At 71.9% G+C, this 14,117-nt stretch carries 14 protein-coding genes; 4 read left to right on the forward strand and 10 right to left on the reverse strand.

Annotated elements, in window-relative coordinates; genetic code table 11:
- Positions 1-11 precede the first annotated feature (11 nt).
- From B9O00_RS11040 to B9O00_RS11065, 6 genes are all read right to left on the reverse strand, one after another.
- Entirely contained in the window at positions 12-758 is a 747-nt protein-coding gene (locus tag B9O00_RS11040; protein WP_159460184.1) for a DUF1194 domain-containing protein, read from the reverse strand.
- Between the two features lie 69 nt (positions 759-827).
- On the reverse strand, positions 828-2,645 hold the full coding sequence (gene recJ, locus B9O00_RS11045) for a single-stranded-DNA-specific exonuclease RecJ (protein ID WP_085122730.1): 1,818 nt from the start codon (positions 2,643-2,645) through the stop codon (positions 828-830).
- A 249-nt stretch (positions 2,646-2,894) separates the two neighbouring features.
- Complete coding sequence (glpX, locus tag B9O00_RS11050; RefSeq protein ID WP_085122882.1) at positions 2,895-3,857, reverse strand: class II fructose-bisphosphatase; 963 nt, start codon at positions 3,855-3,857, stop codon at positions 2,895-2,897.
- Between the two features lie 111 nt (positions 3,858-3,968).
- Positions 3,969-5,276, reverse strand: coding sequence for a homoserine dehydrogenase (locus B9O00_RS11055; RefSeq protein WP_085122731.1), 1,308 nt, complete (start codon positions 5,274-5,276; stop codon positions 3,969-3,971).
- Positions 5,273-6,502: an LL-diaminopimelate aminotransferase gene (locus B9O00_RS11060; protein WP_085122732.1), complete on the reverse strand. Its 1,230-nt coding sequence runs from the start codon at positions 6,500-6,502 to the stop codon at positions 5,273-5,275. Before B9O00_RS11060 ends, B9O00_RS11055 begins: the two co-directional genes overlap by 4 nt.
- Positions 6,503-6,591: 89 nt before the next feature.
- The gene (locus tag B9O00_RS11065; RefSeq protein WP_085122733.1) at positions 6,592-7,476 is read right to left on the reverse strand and encodes an OmpA family protein; all 885 of its coding nucleotides are present in this window, start codon (positions 7,474-7,476) and stop codon (positions 6,592-6,594) included.
- A 250-nt stretch (positions 7,477-7,726) separates the two neighbouring features.
- On the opposite strand from B9O00_RS11065, the gene B9O00_RS11070 reads away from it, so the two are divergent.
- Complete coding sequence (locus tag B9O00_RS11070; protein ID WP_085122734.1) at positions 7,727-9,559, forward strand: PHA/PHB synthase family protein; 1,833 nt, start codon at positions 7,727-7,729, stop codon at positions 9,557-9,559.
- A gap of 13 nt (positions 9,560-9,572) precedes the next feature.
- Positions 9,573-10,151 carry a hypothetical protein gene (locus B9O00_RS11075; protein WP_085122735.1) on the forward strand — a complete coding sequence of 193 codons (579 nt, stop codon included), beginning with the start codon at positions 9,573-9,575 and terminating at the stop codon, positions 10,149-10,151.
- 6 nt (positions 10,152-10,157) lie between these two features.
- Here the strand turns inward: B9O00_RS11075 and B9O00_RS11080 are convergent, their stop codons facing one another.
- Complete coding sequence (locus B9O00_RS11080; protein ID WP_218822820.1) at positions 10,158-10,697, reverse strand: gamma carbonic anhydrase family protein; 540 nt, start codon at positions 10,695-10,697, stop codon at positions 10,158-10,160.
- A gap of 20 nt (positions 10,698-10,717) precedes the next feature.
- The gene (locus tag B9O00_RS11085) at positions 10,718-11,368 is read right to left on the reverse strand and encodes a LysE family translocator (RefSeq protein ID WP_085122736.1); all 651 of its coding nucleotides are present in this window, start codon (positions 11,366-11,368) and stop codon (positions 10,718-10,720) included.
- A gap of 220 nt (positions 11,369-11,588) precedes the next feature.
- Between B9O00_RS11085 and B9O00_RS11090 the strand changes: the two genes are divergently transcribed.
- On the forward strand, positions 11,589-12,038 hold the full coding sequence (locus B9O00_RS11090) for a hypothetical protein (protein WP_143596205.1): 450 nt from the start codon (positions 11,589-11,591) through the stop codon (positions 12,036-12,038).
- 179 nt (positions 12,039-12,217) lie between these two features.
- On the opposite strand, the gene rpsI is transcribed toward B9O00_RS11090, so the two are convergent.
- Both rpsI and rplM read right to left on the reverse strand, forming a co-directional pair.
- The gene (gene rpsI / locus B9O00_RS11095) at positions 12,218-12,694 is read right to left on the reverse strand and encodes a 30S ribosomal protein S9 (protein ID WP_085122738.1); all 477 of its coding nucleotides are present in this window, start codon (positions 12,692-12,694) and stop codon (positions 12,218-12,220) included.
- Positions 12,691-13,164 carry a 50S ribosomal protein L13 gene (gene rplM / locus B9O00_RS11100; RefSeq protein WP_085122739.1) on the reverse strand — a complete coding sequence of 158 codons (474 nt, stop codon included), beginning with the start codon at positions 13,162-13,164 and terminating at the stop codon, positions 12,691-12,693. The genes rpsI and rplM overlap by 4 nt, the downstream gene beginning before the upstream one ends.
- Before the next feature lie 178 nt (positions 13,165-13,342).
- Here rplM and B9O00_RS11105 point away from each other — a divergent pair, with 178 nt between their 5' ends.
- Positions 13,343-14,113, forward strand: coding sequence for an SDR family NAD(P)-dependent oxidoreductase (locus tag B9O00_RS11105; RefSeq protein ID WP_085122740.1), 771 nt, complete (start codon positions 13,343-13,345; stop codon positions 14,111-14,113).
- Positions 14,114-14,117: the final 4 nt, after the last annotated feature.

Raw genomic sequence — 14,117 nt, forward strand, 5'->3', positions numbered from 1 at the left:
CGCTCCGCCCGTCAGTAGCGTCCCGCCGTCTGCTCTCCGGGCCCCTGGCCGCTGCGCTCCGGCGGCGCCATGACCAGCGGCGGACCGCCGATCTCGCGGATCAGCTTCAGCTTGATGGCGCGCGCGAAATCCCGGTAGTCGGTCGCCGTGATCAGGAAGGCTCCCGAGCCGCCGATCACGTTGTCACGGTAGTAGGTGTCGACGCTGGGGTCCTCGTTGAGGATGGTCAGGCCGTTGACGGTGATGCCGTCGGCGATCGCCGCGTCGCGCAGCACCGGCGTCTGCACGCCCTGGTTGGTGCGGCCGTCGCCGGAGACGTCGATCGCCTTCCGGGCCCCCTGGTAGGCGTTGCTCAGGATCAGCTGGTGCGAGAAGCCGATGGCGTTGCCGATCGCCGTCGAGCCGCCGGTGACGAAGCGCGGCGCGGCGTCGATGTCGGCCGCGAACTCGTCGGCGCTCGCCGCGTCGTAGACCAGGGTCCATTCGACGGCCTTGATCTGGCGGTCGCGGCCCGACCACTGCACCAGGGTGACGGCGATGCCGAGATCGCCGGCGGCGCGGATCGCGCCCTGCACCGCCGGGTCCCGGAAGGCGTCCGAGAGGCCCTGCATCTGCAGGTCGAACTCCCAGGAGGTCACGCTGGACGAGGCGTCGACGGCCAGGACGAGCTCAAGGTCCACGGCCGTGGCGGCACGGGCGCTGCCCGGCAGGCCGAGTGCGATCGCGACGAGGAGGAGCAGCAGCCTGACCTTCGACACCCTTCGAGTATAGGTCGAGGGGGCGCCGGGGTCAGCCTCACGAATCCGGCAGTGCCGGAAGGCCCGCCTTCAGGCCTCGGCCGCGTCCTCGAGAATCAGCTGCACGGCATCGCCGCCGGCCCAGGCGTCGAGCCTCAGCTTACCGGCCAGATGCAGGCCGCGGCCGCGCGTCGTGGTCAGCGCCGGACCGAGCAGCTCGGCCTTCTCGCGGAACGCGATGGCCTTCAGGCGCCGGCCCTCGGCATCGGCCAGGATGCAGCGCAGGTGGCCCTGGCCGACCGGATCGGCCTTGACGACGCGGGCCTCGGTCACCGCGAAGCGCGGCTCGGCGTTGCCGGCGCCGAAGGGCGCCAGGCGATCGAGCGCCCGGACCAGCCCGGCGTTGGCGCCGGAGAGCGGGATCGCGGCATCGAAGCCGAGCGCCGGCTGGAAGCCGATGCGCCTCAGCTCGCGGCCGCAGCGCTCGGTCAGGAAGGCGCGCAGCTCGGGCAGGCGCTCGGCCGCGACGGTCAGGCCGGCCGCCATCGGGTGGCCGCCGCCGTTGATCAGCAGGCCGGCCTGGCGCGCGGCGATCACCGCCGCCCCGAGGTCGAGGCCCGGCACGGAGCGCCCCGAGCCCTTGCCGACGCCCTCGGCGTCGAGCGCGACCACCAGGGCCGGCCGGTCGAAGCGCTCCTTCAGGCGGCTGGCGACGATGCCGATCACGCCCGGGTGCCAGTCCTCCCCGACCGCCAGGGCCAGGCCCTCTTCGGGCGGCTGCGCCTCGAGCTGCGCCAGGGCCTCGGCCAGGACCGCGGCCTCGATGTCGCGGCGCTCGCCGTTCAGCTGGTCGAGCCGCGCCGCCAGGGCACGGGCCCGCTCCGGGTCGTCGCCCGACAGCAGCTCCGCCCCCAGCCCCGCCTCGCCGACGCGGCCGCCGGCATTGACCCGGGGCCCGAGCAGGAAGCCGCAGTGGTAGGCGCCGGGCGTCTCGTCGAGCCGGGCGACGTCGGCGAGCGCCGAGAGGCCGACGTTGCCGCGGGCCGCCAGCACCTTCAGGCCCTGGGCGACGAAGGCGCGGTTGAGGCCGATCAGCGGAACCACGTCGCAGACCGTGCCGAGGGCGACCAGGTCGAGCCACTGCAGCAGCTTCGGCTCGGCGCGCTCGCCCCCCTCGCCGGCCGGGCCGTAGTGGCCGGCGGCCCGCAGCGCCCGGTTGACCGCGACAGCCACCAGGAAGGCGACGCCGACGGCAGCCAGCTGGCCGAGGCCGCTGTCGTCGTCCAGGCGGTTCGGGTTGACCACCGCCAGGGCCGGCGGCAGGCGCGCCTCGGCGGCGTGGTGGTCGACGACGATCACCTCAAGGCCGGCCTCGGCGGCCTCGGCCAGGGGCTCGTGGGCGGTGATGCCGCAGTCGAGGGTCAGCGCCAGGCCGGCGCCCTCGGCCTTGAGCCGGCGCAGGGCCGGGCCGTTCGGGCCGTAGCCCTCCTTCATGCGGTCGGGGATGTAGAGCGCGACGCGGCCGCCGACGGCGCGCAGGAAGCGGCCGAGCAGCGCCGAGGAGGTCGCGCCGTCGACGTCGTAGTCGCCGAACAGGGCGATCGTCTCGCCGGCCGTGACGGCCGCCGCGATGCGTGCGGCGGCGCGGTCCATGTCCTTCAGCCGCGAGGGGTCGGGCAGCCAGTCGCGCAGGGTCGGCGCCAGGAAGCGCTCGGCCTCGTCCAGGCCGACGCCGCGCGCCGCGAGGCAGCGGCCGACCGGCTCGGGCAAGCCGAGCCGCTGGGCCAGCGCCAGGGCCAGGCGCTCGTCGCCGGCCCTCAGCTCCCAGCGCTTGCCGGCGATCGAGCGCTCGACCCCGAGCAGGCAGGGTCGGCGCTCCGGACGCTCGGCTGCGAGGACGGCGCTCATCGGGTCCTCGCCCCTTTCGCCGCCGTTCCTCCCGTCATTCCCGCCGCTCCTTCCGTCATCCCCGCCCCTTTTTCGTCATTCCCGCGAAAGCGGGAATCCAGAGAAAGAAGCCGCCAGCTCGGACGCAGCTCGGCTCGTGCCTGGGTCACCTTCTTCTGGATCCCCGCTTTCGCGGGGATGACGGGAAGAAGGAAGGCAACGGCCGCGCAGACGAGGCCGCCATTGCGGTGCCCCCTCAGCCTCGGCCCATCAGATCGAGTCGTACCAGGGCTTGATCAGGAAGTTGTGGCGGCCCTCGATGATCCGGACCGTGCCGGTCTTCGAGCGCATCACCATGGAATGGGTCTCGGCACCGCCATGGAAGCGGCGCACGCCGCGCAGCATCGAGCCGGAGGTGACGCCGGTCGCGGCGAACATCACGTCGCCGCCGGCCAGGTCCATCAGCTTGTACTTGCGCTCGAGGTCGGCGATGCCCCAGCGCCGCGCGCGGCCCTTCTCGTCGTCGTTGCGGAACAGCAGGCGCCCCTGGATCTGGCCGCCGATGCAGCGCAGCGCAGCCGCCGCCAGCACGCCCTCCGGCGCCCCGCCGGAGCCCATGTAGATGTCGATGCCGCTGTCGCCCTGGCTGGTCGCGATGACCCCGGAGACGTCGCCGTCGCCGATCAGCATGATCCGCGCGCCGGCCTCGCGGACCTTGGCGATCAGATCCTGGTGGCGCGGCCGGTCGAGGATGCAGACGACCAGGTCGGCCACCTCCATGCCCTTGGCCTTGGCCAGCGCCGTCAGGTTCTCGGCCGGCGTCGCGTCGAGGTCGACGATGTCGTCGGGCAGGCCGCCGCCGACCGCGATCTTGTCCATGTAGACGTCGGGCGCATTGAGGAAGCCGCCCTCCTCGGCCATGGCGATCACGGCCAGCGCGTTCGGGCCGCCCTTGGCGGTGATCGTCGTGCCCTCGAGCGGATCGAGCGCGATGTCGATCTTCGGCCCGCCGGCGCCGACCTTCTCGCCGATGTAGAGCATCGGCGCCTCGTCGCGCTCGCCCTCGCCGATCACGACGGTGCCGTCGATCGGCAGGCCGTTGAGCGCCTCGCGCATGGCGTTGACCGCCGCCTGGTCGGCGGCCTTCTCGTCGCCGCGGCCCATCAGGCGCGAGGCCGCCAGCGCCGCCCGCTCGGTGACGCGCACGGCCTCGAGGGCCAGGTTTCGATCCATCGGGTCCGACATGCTCGCCTGCTCTCCTCCCAAGAAATTGTCCGGCCAGGAACCGACCGGCTCGACGCGGCGGCCTTGTCGCCCGCGCGCCACTCTACACTCTTCGACCGGCTATTCGCCTTCGATGCGGATCAATCGTGGCGATTCGAGGCAGGCCTCGAGCGCGTCGATGCGCGCGACGGCGCGGCGCATCCGGCCTTCCGTCGTCTCGTGGGTGGTGATCACCACCGGCACGATCTCGCCCGGCGCCCGGCCGCGCTGCAGCAGCGCCTCGACCGAGATCTCCTCGTCGCGCAGGGCCGCGGCGACCTCGGCGATGACGCCCGGCCGGTCGATGACCATCAGCCTCAGGTAGTAGGCGCCGATCTGGCCCTCGGCCGGGACCGGACGGGCACGCGTCAGCGCCGCCGCGGGCACCCCGAACACGGGCCGGCGGTAGCCGCGCGCGATCGCCGCCAGGTCGGCGACCACCGCCGAGGCGGTCGGCCGCTCGCCGGCGCCGGCGCCCTCGGCCATGATCGTGCCGACGAAGTCGCCCTTGGCGAGCACCGCGTTGAACACGCCCTCGACCGCGGCGAGCGGGTTGCCGAGCGGCACCATGACCGGCTCGACCCGCTGCGCCACCCCCTCCGCCTCGGCCGTGGCGACGCCGAGCAGCTTGATCCGCAGGCCGAGCTCCTCGGCGAAGCCGATGTCGAGCGCGGCGATGTCGCGGATGCCCTCGACGCGCACCGCCTCGAAGTCGACGGCGCAGCCGAAGGCGAGCGCGGTCAGGATCGCCAGCTTGTGCGCCGCGTCGACGCCGTCGATGTCGAAGCTCGGATCGGCCTCGGCATAGCCCAGCGCCTGGGCCTCGGCCAGCACGTCGGCGAACTCGCGGCCGCTCTCGCGCATCGTCGTCAGGATGTAGTTGCAGGTGCCGTTCAGGATGCCGGCGACGCGCTGCACCCGGTTGCCGGCGAGGCCGTCGCGCAGCAGGCCGATCACCGGGATGCCGCCGGCGACCGCCGCCTCGTAGCAGAGCCCGACGCCCTTGGCCTCGGCGAGCTGCGCCAGCGCCGTGCCGTGGTGGGCGAGCAGCGCCTTGTTGGCGGTGACCACCGGCTTGCCGGCCTGGAGCGCCGCCTCGACCAGCGCCTTGGCCGGGCCGTCCGAGCCGCCGATCAGCTCGACCACGACCTCGACCTCGGGGTCGGCGGCGAGCGCCAGAGGGTCGTCGAGCCAGCGACAGCCGGACAGGTCGAGCCCGCGGTCCTTGCCCCGGTCGCGCGCCGAGACCGCGACGACCCGGATCGGCCGCCCGCAGCGCAGCGCCAGGGCCTCGGCGTTGGCGGCCAGCGCGCGCAGCGTGCCGCTGCCGACCGTGCCCAGGCCGGCGATGCCGACCGTGAGCGGCGCCTTGCCGTCGCCGGCGCTCACGATGCCAGGCTCCGGGCCGCCGCCGCCGCGGGATCGACGCTGCGCAGGAAGGTGCGCACGTTGCGCACCGCCTGGCGGATGCGCTGCTCGTTCTCGACCAGGCCGAAGCGCACGAAGCCGTCGCCGTACTCGCCGAAGCCGACACCCGGCGCGACCGCGACCTCGGCCTCGCTGAGCAGCAGCTTGGAGAACTCCAGCGAGCCGAGCGGCGCCAGGTCCGGCGGCAGCGGCGCCCAGGCGAACATGGTCGCCGGCGGGCTCGGCACCTCCCAGCCGGCGGCGGCCAGGCCCTCGATCAGCACGTCGCGGCGCCGCCTGTAGCGCTGGCGCATCTCCTCGACGCAGTCCTGGGGGCCGTTGAGCGCGGCGGTCGCGGCGACCTGGATCGGCGTGAAGGCGCCGTAGTCGACGTAGGACTTGACCCGCGCCAGCGCCTCGATCAGCCGCGGATTGCCGGCGCAGAAGCCGACCCGCCAGCCCGGCATCGAATAGGTCTTGGACAGCGAGGAGAACTCGACGGCGATCTCCTTGGCGCCCTTGACCTGGAGGATCGAGGGCGGCGGCACGCCGTCGAAGTAGACCTCGGCGTAGGCGACGTCGGAGATCACGTAGAGGCCGTGGCGCCGGCAGAAGGCGACGACCTCCTCGTAGAAGTCGAGCCCGACCGTCTCGGCGGTCGGATTGCTCGGGAAGTTGACGATCAGGGCCAGGGGCTTGGGCACCGAATGGCGCACCGCGCGGTCGAGCTGGCGCAGGAACTCCTCGGCGCCCGCCGCCCCGGCCGGCGCCGGCGGCATCGAGCGGATCGCGGCGCCCGCGATGATGAAGCCGAAGGCGTGGATCGGATAGCTCGGGTTCGGCGCCAGCACGATGTCGCCCGGGCTGGTGATCGCCTGGGCGAGGTTGGCCAGCCCCTCCTTGGAGCCGAGCGTGACGATGACCTCGCGCTCGGGGTCGAGCTCGACGGTCCAGCGCCGCGCGTAGTAGGCCGCCAGCGCCTTCCTCAGGCCCGGGATGCCGCGCGAGGTCGAGTAGCGGTGGGCGCGCGGGTTGCGGATCGTCTCGGCCAGCTTGTCGACGACGTGCGCCGGCGGCGGCTGGTCGGGGTTGCCCATGCCGAAGTCGATGATGTCGCGGCCCTCGCCGCGCGCCCGCGCCTTGAGGGCGTTGACCTCGGCGAAGACGTAGGGAGGCAGGCGCTTGATCCGGTGAAACTCGCTGTCCATCGACGGTCTCGGCAGGAAAGGCTCGCGGACTCGCTCCGCGGTCGGGGTTTCGCTCGGCCCGGCCCGGCTTGCTGCCCGGGCCCCCGGCGTCAGTAGTCGAGGAAGATCTCGGCTCGCCGGTTGCCGGCCTCGCCGGTCGGCATGAACTCGTAGTAGACCGGCTGCGCCGCGCCCACCGCCCCGACGACGACGCCCGGCGCGCCCAGCGCCTCGAGCCGCGACGCGACGTGCTGCGCGCGCTTCAGGGAGACGTTGAAGTTGGCCAAGTTGTGCTTCACCGGATCGGTGACGCCGGTCTTCATCGAGGCGTGGCCGACGACCCTGAGGCGGCCGCCGCGCTGCTTCTGCAGCTGGACGATCTGCCGCAGCACCTCGACGTCGTGGCCGTCGAGCCCCGAGGAGCCGTAGCCGAAGAAGATGACGCCGACCAGCTCGCTGTATTTCGGCCGCTGCGGCATGTTGTACTGGGCGATCTGGCCCGGACCGACGGCGCTCGGCGCCGTGCCGGCCGGAACCGCGCTGCCCTGGGGCGGCGTGGCCGCCGGCGTTCCGGGCAGGGTCCGGGGCATCGGCGCCGGGGCCGGCGCCGCCGCGGTCCGGGTCTGGGACTGGATCGAGCTCTGCGCCCGCGACGAGGGCGGCTGCGGCGTCGCTGCCATGCCGGCGCTGCCCGTCGACATCGGCGCGGCGGCCATGGTGCTGCCGGTGGTCGAGCTCGTCGTCTGCGCCGGCTGGTTCGAGTAGACGGCCTGGCTGCGGTCCTCGCGCAGGCTCTGCTGCAGGGCCTGCCGCTGCGTCGCGGTCGAGGTCTCCGGGCGCGACGGCACGCTCGCCAGGTTCGGCACCACGGCATCCTGCTCGGCGCCGGTGCCGGTGGTCACGATGCCGGGCACCGGCTCGTCGCCGAAGACCTCGTTGTAGGCAGTGCAGGCCGACAGGCCGGCGAGCGCCGCCGCCAGCAGCGCACCGGTCATCAGCCGGCGGGGCGCGAGCCGACGCGATGCGACCGACGGGAAACCGGCCGATGGGCGGGCGATGGTCAAGGCGAAAGCACCTCCGATCCGGCCGGGCCCGTCGCGGGGACCCGGAAATTCGAGCGACTCGGCGACGCCGGGCGCGGCGTCGTTAGTTACCTTGCACCGCCGTCAAGGGCAAGGTAACACAAGGCCGCCGCCCGGCTGGCGGTGACGCCGGTCGACTGCCCTGCAGCATAGGAAAGGCACCATGCCCGAGCAACAGGAGCCGGAGATCCGGCTCCCCGACCCGGTCAAGATGTCGAAGTCGATGACCGAGATCGCGGAACGCAGCCAGAAGCTGGTCGCGGAGTTCCTCGAACGTCAGTCGGAAAGCCAGGCCAGCACCGCCCGCCTCGATCCCCTGAACATCGGCGGCGCCTTCCTCGAGATGACCGCCCGCATGATGGCCGATCCGGCCAAGCTGATGCAGGCCCAGCTCAACCTCTGGCAGGACTACCTCAAGCTCTGGCAGAGCACGGCGCGCCGCATGATGGGCGAGGAGGCCGAGCCGCTGGTCACGCCCGAGCGCAGCGACCGGCGCTTCAAGGACCCGGCCTGGGACGAGAACCAGCTCTTCGACTTCATCAAGCAGTCCTACCTGCTGAGCGCGCGCTGGATGCAGAACCAGGTCAAGGACGTCGAGGGCCTGGACGACAAGACCGCCAAGAAGGTCGACTTCTATACCCGCCAGTTCGTCGACGCGATGGCGCCCTCGAACTTCGTGATGACCAACCCCGAGGTCCTGCGCACGACCCTGGAGAGCGGCGGCGAGAACCTGGTCAAGGGCCTGGAGCACCTGCTCGAGGACCTGGAGCGCGGCAAGGGGCGCCTGGCCATCCGCATGGTCGACGACCATGCCTTCAAGGTCGGCGAGAACATCGCGATCACCCCGGGCAAGGTCGTCTACCAGAACGACCTGATGCAGCTGATCCAGTACGCGCCGACCACCGAGACGGTGGCGAAGCGGCCGCTGCTGATCATCCCGCCCTGGATCAACAAGTATTACATCCTCGATCTGCGCGAGAAGAACTCCTTCATCAAGTGGGCGGTCGACCAGGGCCAGACGGTCTTCGTGATCTCCTGGGTCAACCCGGACAGCAAGCTCGCGGCCAAGACCTTCGAGGACTACATGCTCGAAGGGCCGTTCGCCGCGATCGACGCGATCGAGCAGGCGACCGGCGAGCGCGAGCTCAACGTCATCGGCTACTGCCTGGGCGGCACGCTGCTGGCGGCCAGCCTGGCCTACCTCTCGGCCAAGAAGCCCAGGGACCCCGGCCCCGACGTCTCGCGCATCCGCAGCGCGACCTTCTTCACCACCATGACCGACTTCGCCGAGGCCGGCGAGCTGGGGGTGTTCATCGACGAGGAGCAGCTGACCGCCCTCGAGGAGCAGATGAACGAGCGGGGCTATCTGGAGGGCGCGTCGATGGCGACGACCTTCAACATGCTGCGCGCCAACGACCTGATCTGGTCCTTCGTGGTCAACAACTACCTGCTCGGCAAGGACCCCTTCCCCTTCGACCTGCTCTACTGGAACAGCGATTCGACGCGCATGCCGGCGGCGATGCACTCCTTCTACCTGCGCCGCATGTACCAGGAGAACCGGCTGGTCCAGCCGGGCGGCATCACCCTCAAGGGCGTGCCGATCGACCTCGGCAGGATCCGGCTGCCGGTCTTCATGCTTTCGACGCGCGAAGACCACATTGCGCCCTGGAAGTCGACCTACGCTCTGACCCAGCACGTCTCGGGGCCCTGCAAGTTCGTGCTGGCGGCCTCGGGCCACATCGCCGGCGTGGTCAACCCGCCGAGCTCCGGGAAGTATTCGCATTGGACCTCGACGCGAAACCCCAAGGACCCGGACGCCTGGTTCCGCGCCGCCAAGGAGGTGCCCGGCTCCTGGTGGCCAGAGTGGGCCAAATGGCTCGGCAAGCACGCCGGCGCCAAGGTGCCGGCGCGCCGGCCCGGCGACGGCAAGCTGAAGCCGCTCGAGGACGCGCCCGGCCGCTACGTCACGGTCCGGGCCCTGGACGGCGAGGAATAGGAGGGCAGCAGCGATGAGGACGGCGCGTTTCCTGGCCCTGGGGCTCTGCGCCGCGCCCCTGCTGCTCGCCGGCGCGCTGCTCGCGGCCAATCCGGCGCCCTCGCAGGCGGGCAGCCTCGGCGACGCCGAGATGATCGGCGCCAAGCGCTTCGACAGCTTCATGCTGAAGGCCGCCGGCCCCTGCGCCGTCGAGCCGGCCAAGACGTGCATCGACCAGGCCTGGGCCTTCGCCGACCGCGACCGCGACGGCGAGGTGGCGCCCGGCGAGCTGGCCGCGGTGCAGAACGAGATGATGGCCTGGGCCGACTGGAAGAAGCCGACGATGAGCGCGCGCGACCGCGCCTCGCTGGCGATCGCCCAGATGCTGGTGCATTCGATCAAGCCGGCGCTCTTCGTGCGCGGCTTCGACAGCGACGGCGACGGCCGGCTCAGCGAGGCCGAGCTGACCCAGGACCTGACCCTCGACAAGCGGCCGCTGCTCGAGATCCTGCGTGACCGTGCAGCGGTCGACTGGCCGGCCGTGCAGGAGCACCTGGGTTCCGCCGCGCCGCTGATCGCCCTGCTGGCCCAGGCCGCGCAGGCCAGGCGCTAGGCGCCCTCACGCCTCCCGGTGGGTCTCGCCGAGCTGCCGGTAGTGCCCGGCCTGGTAGGGGAAGGAGGCCAGCTCCTCCGCCGTCAGCCGGCGCTTGAAGGCGGCCGGCGCGCCGGCCCAGAGCTCGCCCGAGGGCACGCGCTTGCCCGGCGTCACCAGGGCGCCGGCGGCGACCATGGCGCCGCGCTCGACGACCGCCCCGTCCATCACCGTGGCGCGCATGCCGACGAAGCAGCCGTCCGACAGCGTGCAGGCGTGGAGCAGCGCCAGGTGGCCGATCGTGACGCCGTCGCCGATCAGGGTCGGCAGGCCGCCGCCGGTCTGCCGGTAGTCGCCCTGGCGGTCGTGGTTGCAGTGGATCACCGTGCCGTCCTGGACGTTGGTGTCGCGGCCGATGACGATGCGGTTGACGTCGCCGCGGATCACCGCGCCGTACCAGACCGAGCTGCCGGCGCCGATCTCGACGTCGCCGATGACCACGGCGGTCTCGGCGACGAAGGCGTCGGGATGGATGCGCGGCGCGAGACCGCGGTAGGGCTTGATCACGCCGCCGCTCCCGTCGGTGCTCAGCGCCGGGTCAGCGCCAGCCAGACGCCGCCGCCGATCAGGAAGCAGCCGCTGCAGACCTCCAGCACGCGCACCCGCTGGCGGGTCAGCCAGCCGCCGGCGCGCCCGGACAGCAGGGCGTAGCCGCTGTCCAGGCAGGTCGCGACGGCCATGAAGGTGAGGCCGAGCAGGAGCGTCTGGGCGACGACCGGCCCCTCGGGCCGGACGAACTGCGGGATGAAGGCGCCGAAGAACAGCAGCGCCTTGGGGTTGGCCCAGATCACCAGGACGCCCTGCCAGAAGTAGCGGCGCCAGGAGAAGGGCTCGGTGCGCGCCGCGGTCGCCGCCTCGATCGCCGCGTCGGCGCCCGCGGTCGAGAGGCTCGACCGGCTGAGCAGCAGCTTCAGGCCGAGGTAGACCAGATAGGCGGCGCCGATCAGCTTGACGACCTCGAAGACCGTGCCGAGCGCCTGGACGACGACCTGCAGGCCGGCGGCCAGCACGGCGAGCATGACCGCCAGGCCCGCCTGGGTGCCGGCGACGTTGGCCAGCCCGGCGCGCGCCCCGTAGCGCAGCGAGTTGGCGATGATCACGGTGACCGTCGGGCCGGGCACGATCACCACGGCGACGCAGGCCAGCAGGAAGGTCAGGTAGGCCGACAGCTCGAACACGGGAGGTCCCCTCTTTCGGATCGGAACCGGAGGCCGCTAGCAAGCGTCAAGAGCACCGTGCTCGTCAATCGGCTGCCGGGAAGCGTCGGCGCGACATCTACTTTTCGTCGCATAAACTCCAGCGACCACAAGTCTAGGTGACAGGCCGATCGCATCGGCCGACTATGTCACCGGGACTCATCCCACAATCCAGACGGGGAGAAAGGATATGCGAGCGTTGTTGTTCGCGGCTCTGACGGGCCTCACCTGTCTCGCAGGTGGCTTGTCGGTCGCACCCGCGCTGGCTGCCGACTGCACCTTCGACGATGCTCCCGCAGATCTCAGCCATATCAGCCCGGCGCCGGCCGGCACACCCGCCGACTATGCGCGGTGGGTCGGCGCCTATTCCGGCGACGCCTGGGGCGGCAGCGCCCTCTGCGGCACCTTCGTCGTGAACTCCGTCGACCCCAAGGCGCACACCGCGGAAGTGATCTACGCCCATGGCAAGTTCCTTCCCTGGAACCTTCCGAGCCCCAAGCAATACGACGTGACGGCCAGGTTCATCGGCGACGGAGCGGCGAGGCTTCGCGTCGACCTGCCGTGGCATGCCACGGCGTTCTACACCTACGCCGGCGACGCCGTGGACGGCATCTACGGCTCCAGCAAGATCCACCTGAAGCGCATCAAGTGACTTCTCTCGCCGCCGCCGCTTCGGGACGAGACGATCCCTGCAGCTCCGGCGCGCCGCCCGCCGTGGCCACGTCGTCCGCGTGATGGCAGTACAGGGGCTTTCGGGCCGGCGAACAGCAAAACAGCGGCTTGGATCTCTCCAAGCCGCTGCTTTTCAAATAGAAACCTGAAGAGTCTGGATCAGCGCTTGGAGAACTGGAAGCTGCGGCGGGCCTTGGCCTTGCCGTACTTCTTGCGCTCGACCATGCGCGAGTCCCGGGTCAGGAAGCCGCCCTGCTTGAGCACGGGGCGCAGCCCCGGCTCGTAGAAGGTCAGGGCCCGGCTGATGCCGTGGCGCACCGCGCCGGCCTGGCCCGACAGGCCGCCGCCGGAGACCGTGCAGACCACGTCGAACTGGTCGACGCGGCCGGCGACCTGGAACGGCTGGGCGATCAGCATCTGCAGCACCGGCCGCGCGAAGTAGGTCGGCAGGTCCTTGCCGTTGACCTGGATGCGGCCGCTGCCGGGCTTGACCCAGACGCGGGCGACGGCGTTCTTGCGCCGGCCGGTCGCGTAGGAGCGGCCCTGGGCGTCGCGCTTCGGCTCGGCCTTGGCCGGGGCCTCGACTCCCGCGGCAGCGCCGAGCTGGGAGAGATCGGTGAGGGTCTGTTCGCTCATCGGCTGGACAACCTGGCGTTCTTGGGGTTGGCGGCGGCGAAGTCATAGCTCTCGGGCTGCTGCGCCGCGTGCGGATGCTCGGCGCCGGCGTAGACCTTGAGCTTGGTCAGCTGCTGGCGGCCGAGCGGGCCGCGCGGCACCATGCGCTCGACGGCCTTCAGGATCACCCGCTCGGGGTAGCGGCCGCCGAGGATCTCGGCCATGGTCCGCTCCTTGATGCCGCCGGGATAGCCGGTGTGCCAGTAGAAGCGCTTGTCCTGCAGCTTGCTGCCGCCCTTCAGGCGCACCTTCTCGGCGTTGATCACGATGACATGGTCACCGGTGTCGACGTGCGGGGTGTAGATCGCCTTGTGCTTGCCGCGCAGGATCATGGCGATGCGCGAGGCGAGGCGGCCGAGCACGACGCCCTCGGCGTCGATCACGTACCACTTCCTCTCGACATCCGCCGGTTTCGCGGAATAGGTCTTCATCGGAACCGTCGCTCTTTTCCAGAGGGATCGAAAAGCAGGAGCGCGGCCGAAGCGCCGCGCGAGGGCCGGGATATAGGGGAGCCTTCTTGTCCAGTCAACAGCGAAAAAGTCCCTTTGAAAACGGTGACTTGCGGATGGGGTATCATATTACCCCATCGCGGGGGACGAGGCGCCTGCGATGACGGCGCTGGCCGGCAAGGTCGTCCTGGTCACCGGCGCCGGCGGCGTCATCGGCAAGGCGACCGTGGCGCGCTGCGCGGCTGCCGGCGCCCGGGTCGCGGCCAGCGACCTCGCGCCGCCCGTCCTGCCCGAGGCGGCCCTGCCCGGCGCCGCCCTGTCGCTCGCCCTCGACGTCACCGATCCCGAGGCCTGGCCGGCCGCGGTCGCCGAGGTCGAGGCGCGGCTCGGCCCGCTCGACGTGCTGATCAGCAACGCCGGCCTCGCCGTGCCCGGCGACATCGAGGCGGCGACGCCGGAGCAGCTCAGGCGCGCCCTCGCGGTCAACCTGGAAGGCCCCTTCTACGGCACCCAGGCGGCGATCGCCGCGATGAAGCGGCACGGCCGCGGCGGCAGCATCGTGATCCTGGCCTCGGTCGCCGCCAAGGTCGCCTCGCCGCCGCTCGCCGCCTACGCCGCCGCGAAGGCCGGCCTGCTCGGCCTCAGCCGGACGGCGGCGCTGCACTGCGCCGACCGGGGCTACGGCATCCGGGTCAACGCGCTCTGCCCCGGCTTCGTCGACAGCGCCATGGTCGGCGAGATCGCCGAGGCGGTCGCCGGGCCCTCCGGCGACGCCGCCGCGATCCGCGACAAGCTGACCCGCCGCCAGCCGCTCGGCCGCATGGCCCGTCCCGAAGAGGTCGCCGAGGCCGCGCTGTGGCTGGCCAGCGAGGCCTCCAGCTACATGACCGGCGCCGAGCTGGTCCTCGACGGCGGCTTCAGCGCGGGCTGAGGGC

Origin of the sequence: Tistlia consotensis USBA 355, from assembly GCF_900177295.1 — a bacterium.
Classification (GTDB): Bacteria; Pseudomonadota; Alphaproteobacteria; order Kiloniellales; family DSM-21159; genus Tistlia; species Tistlia consotensis.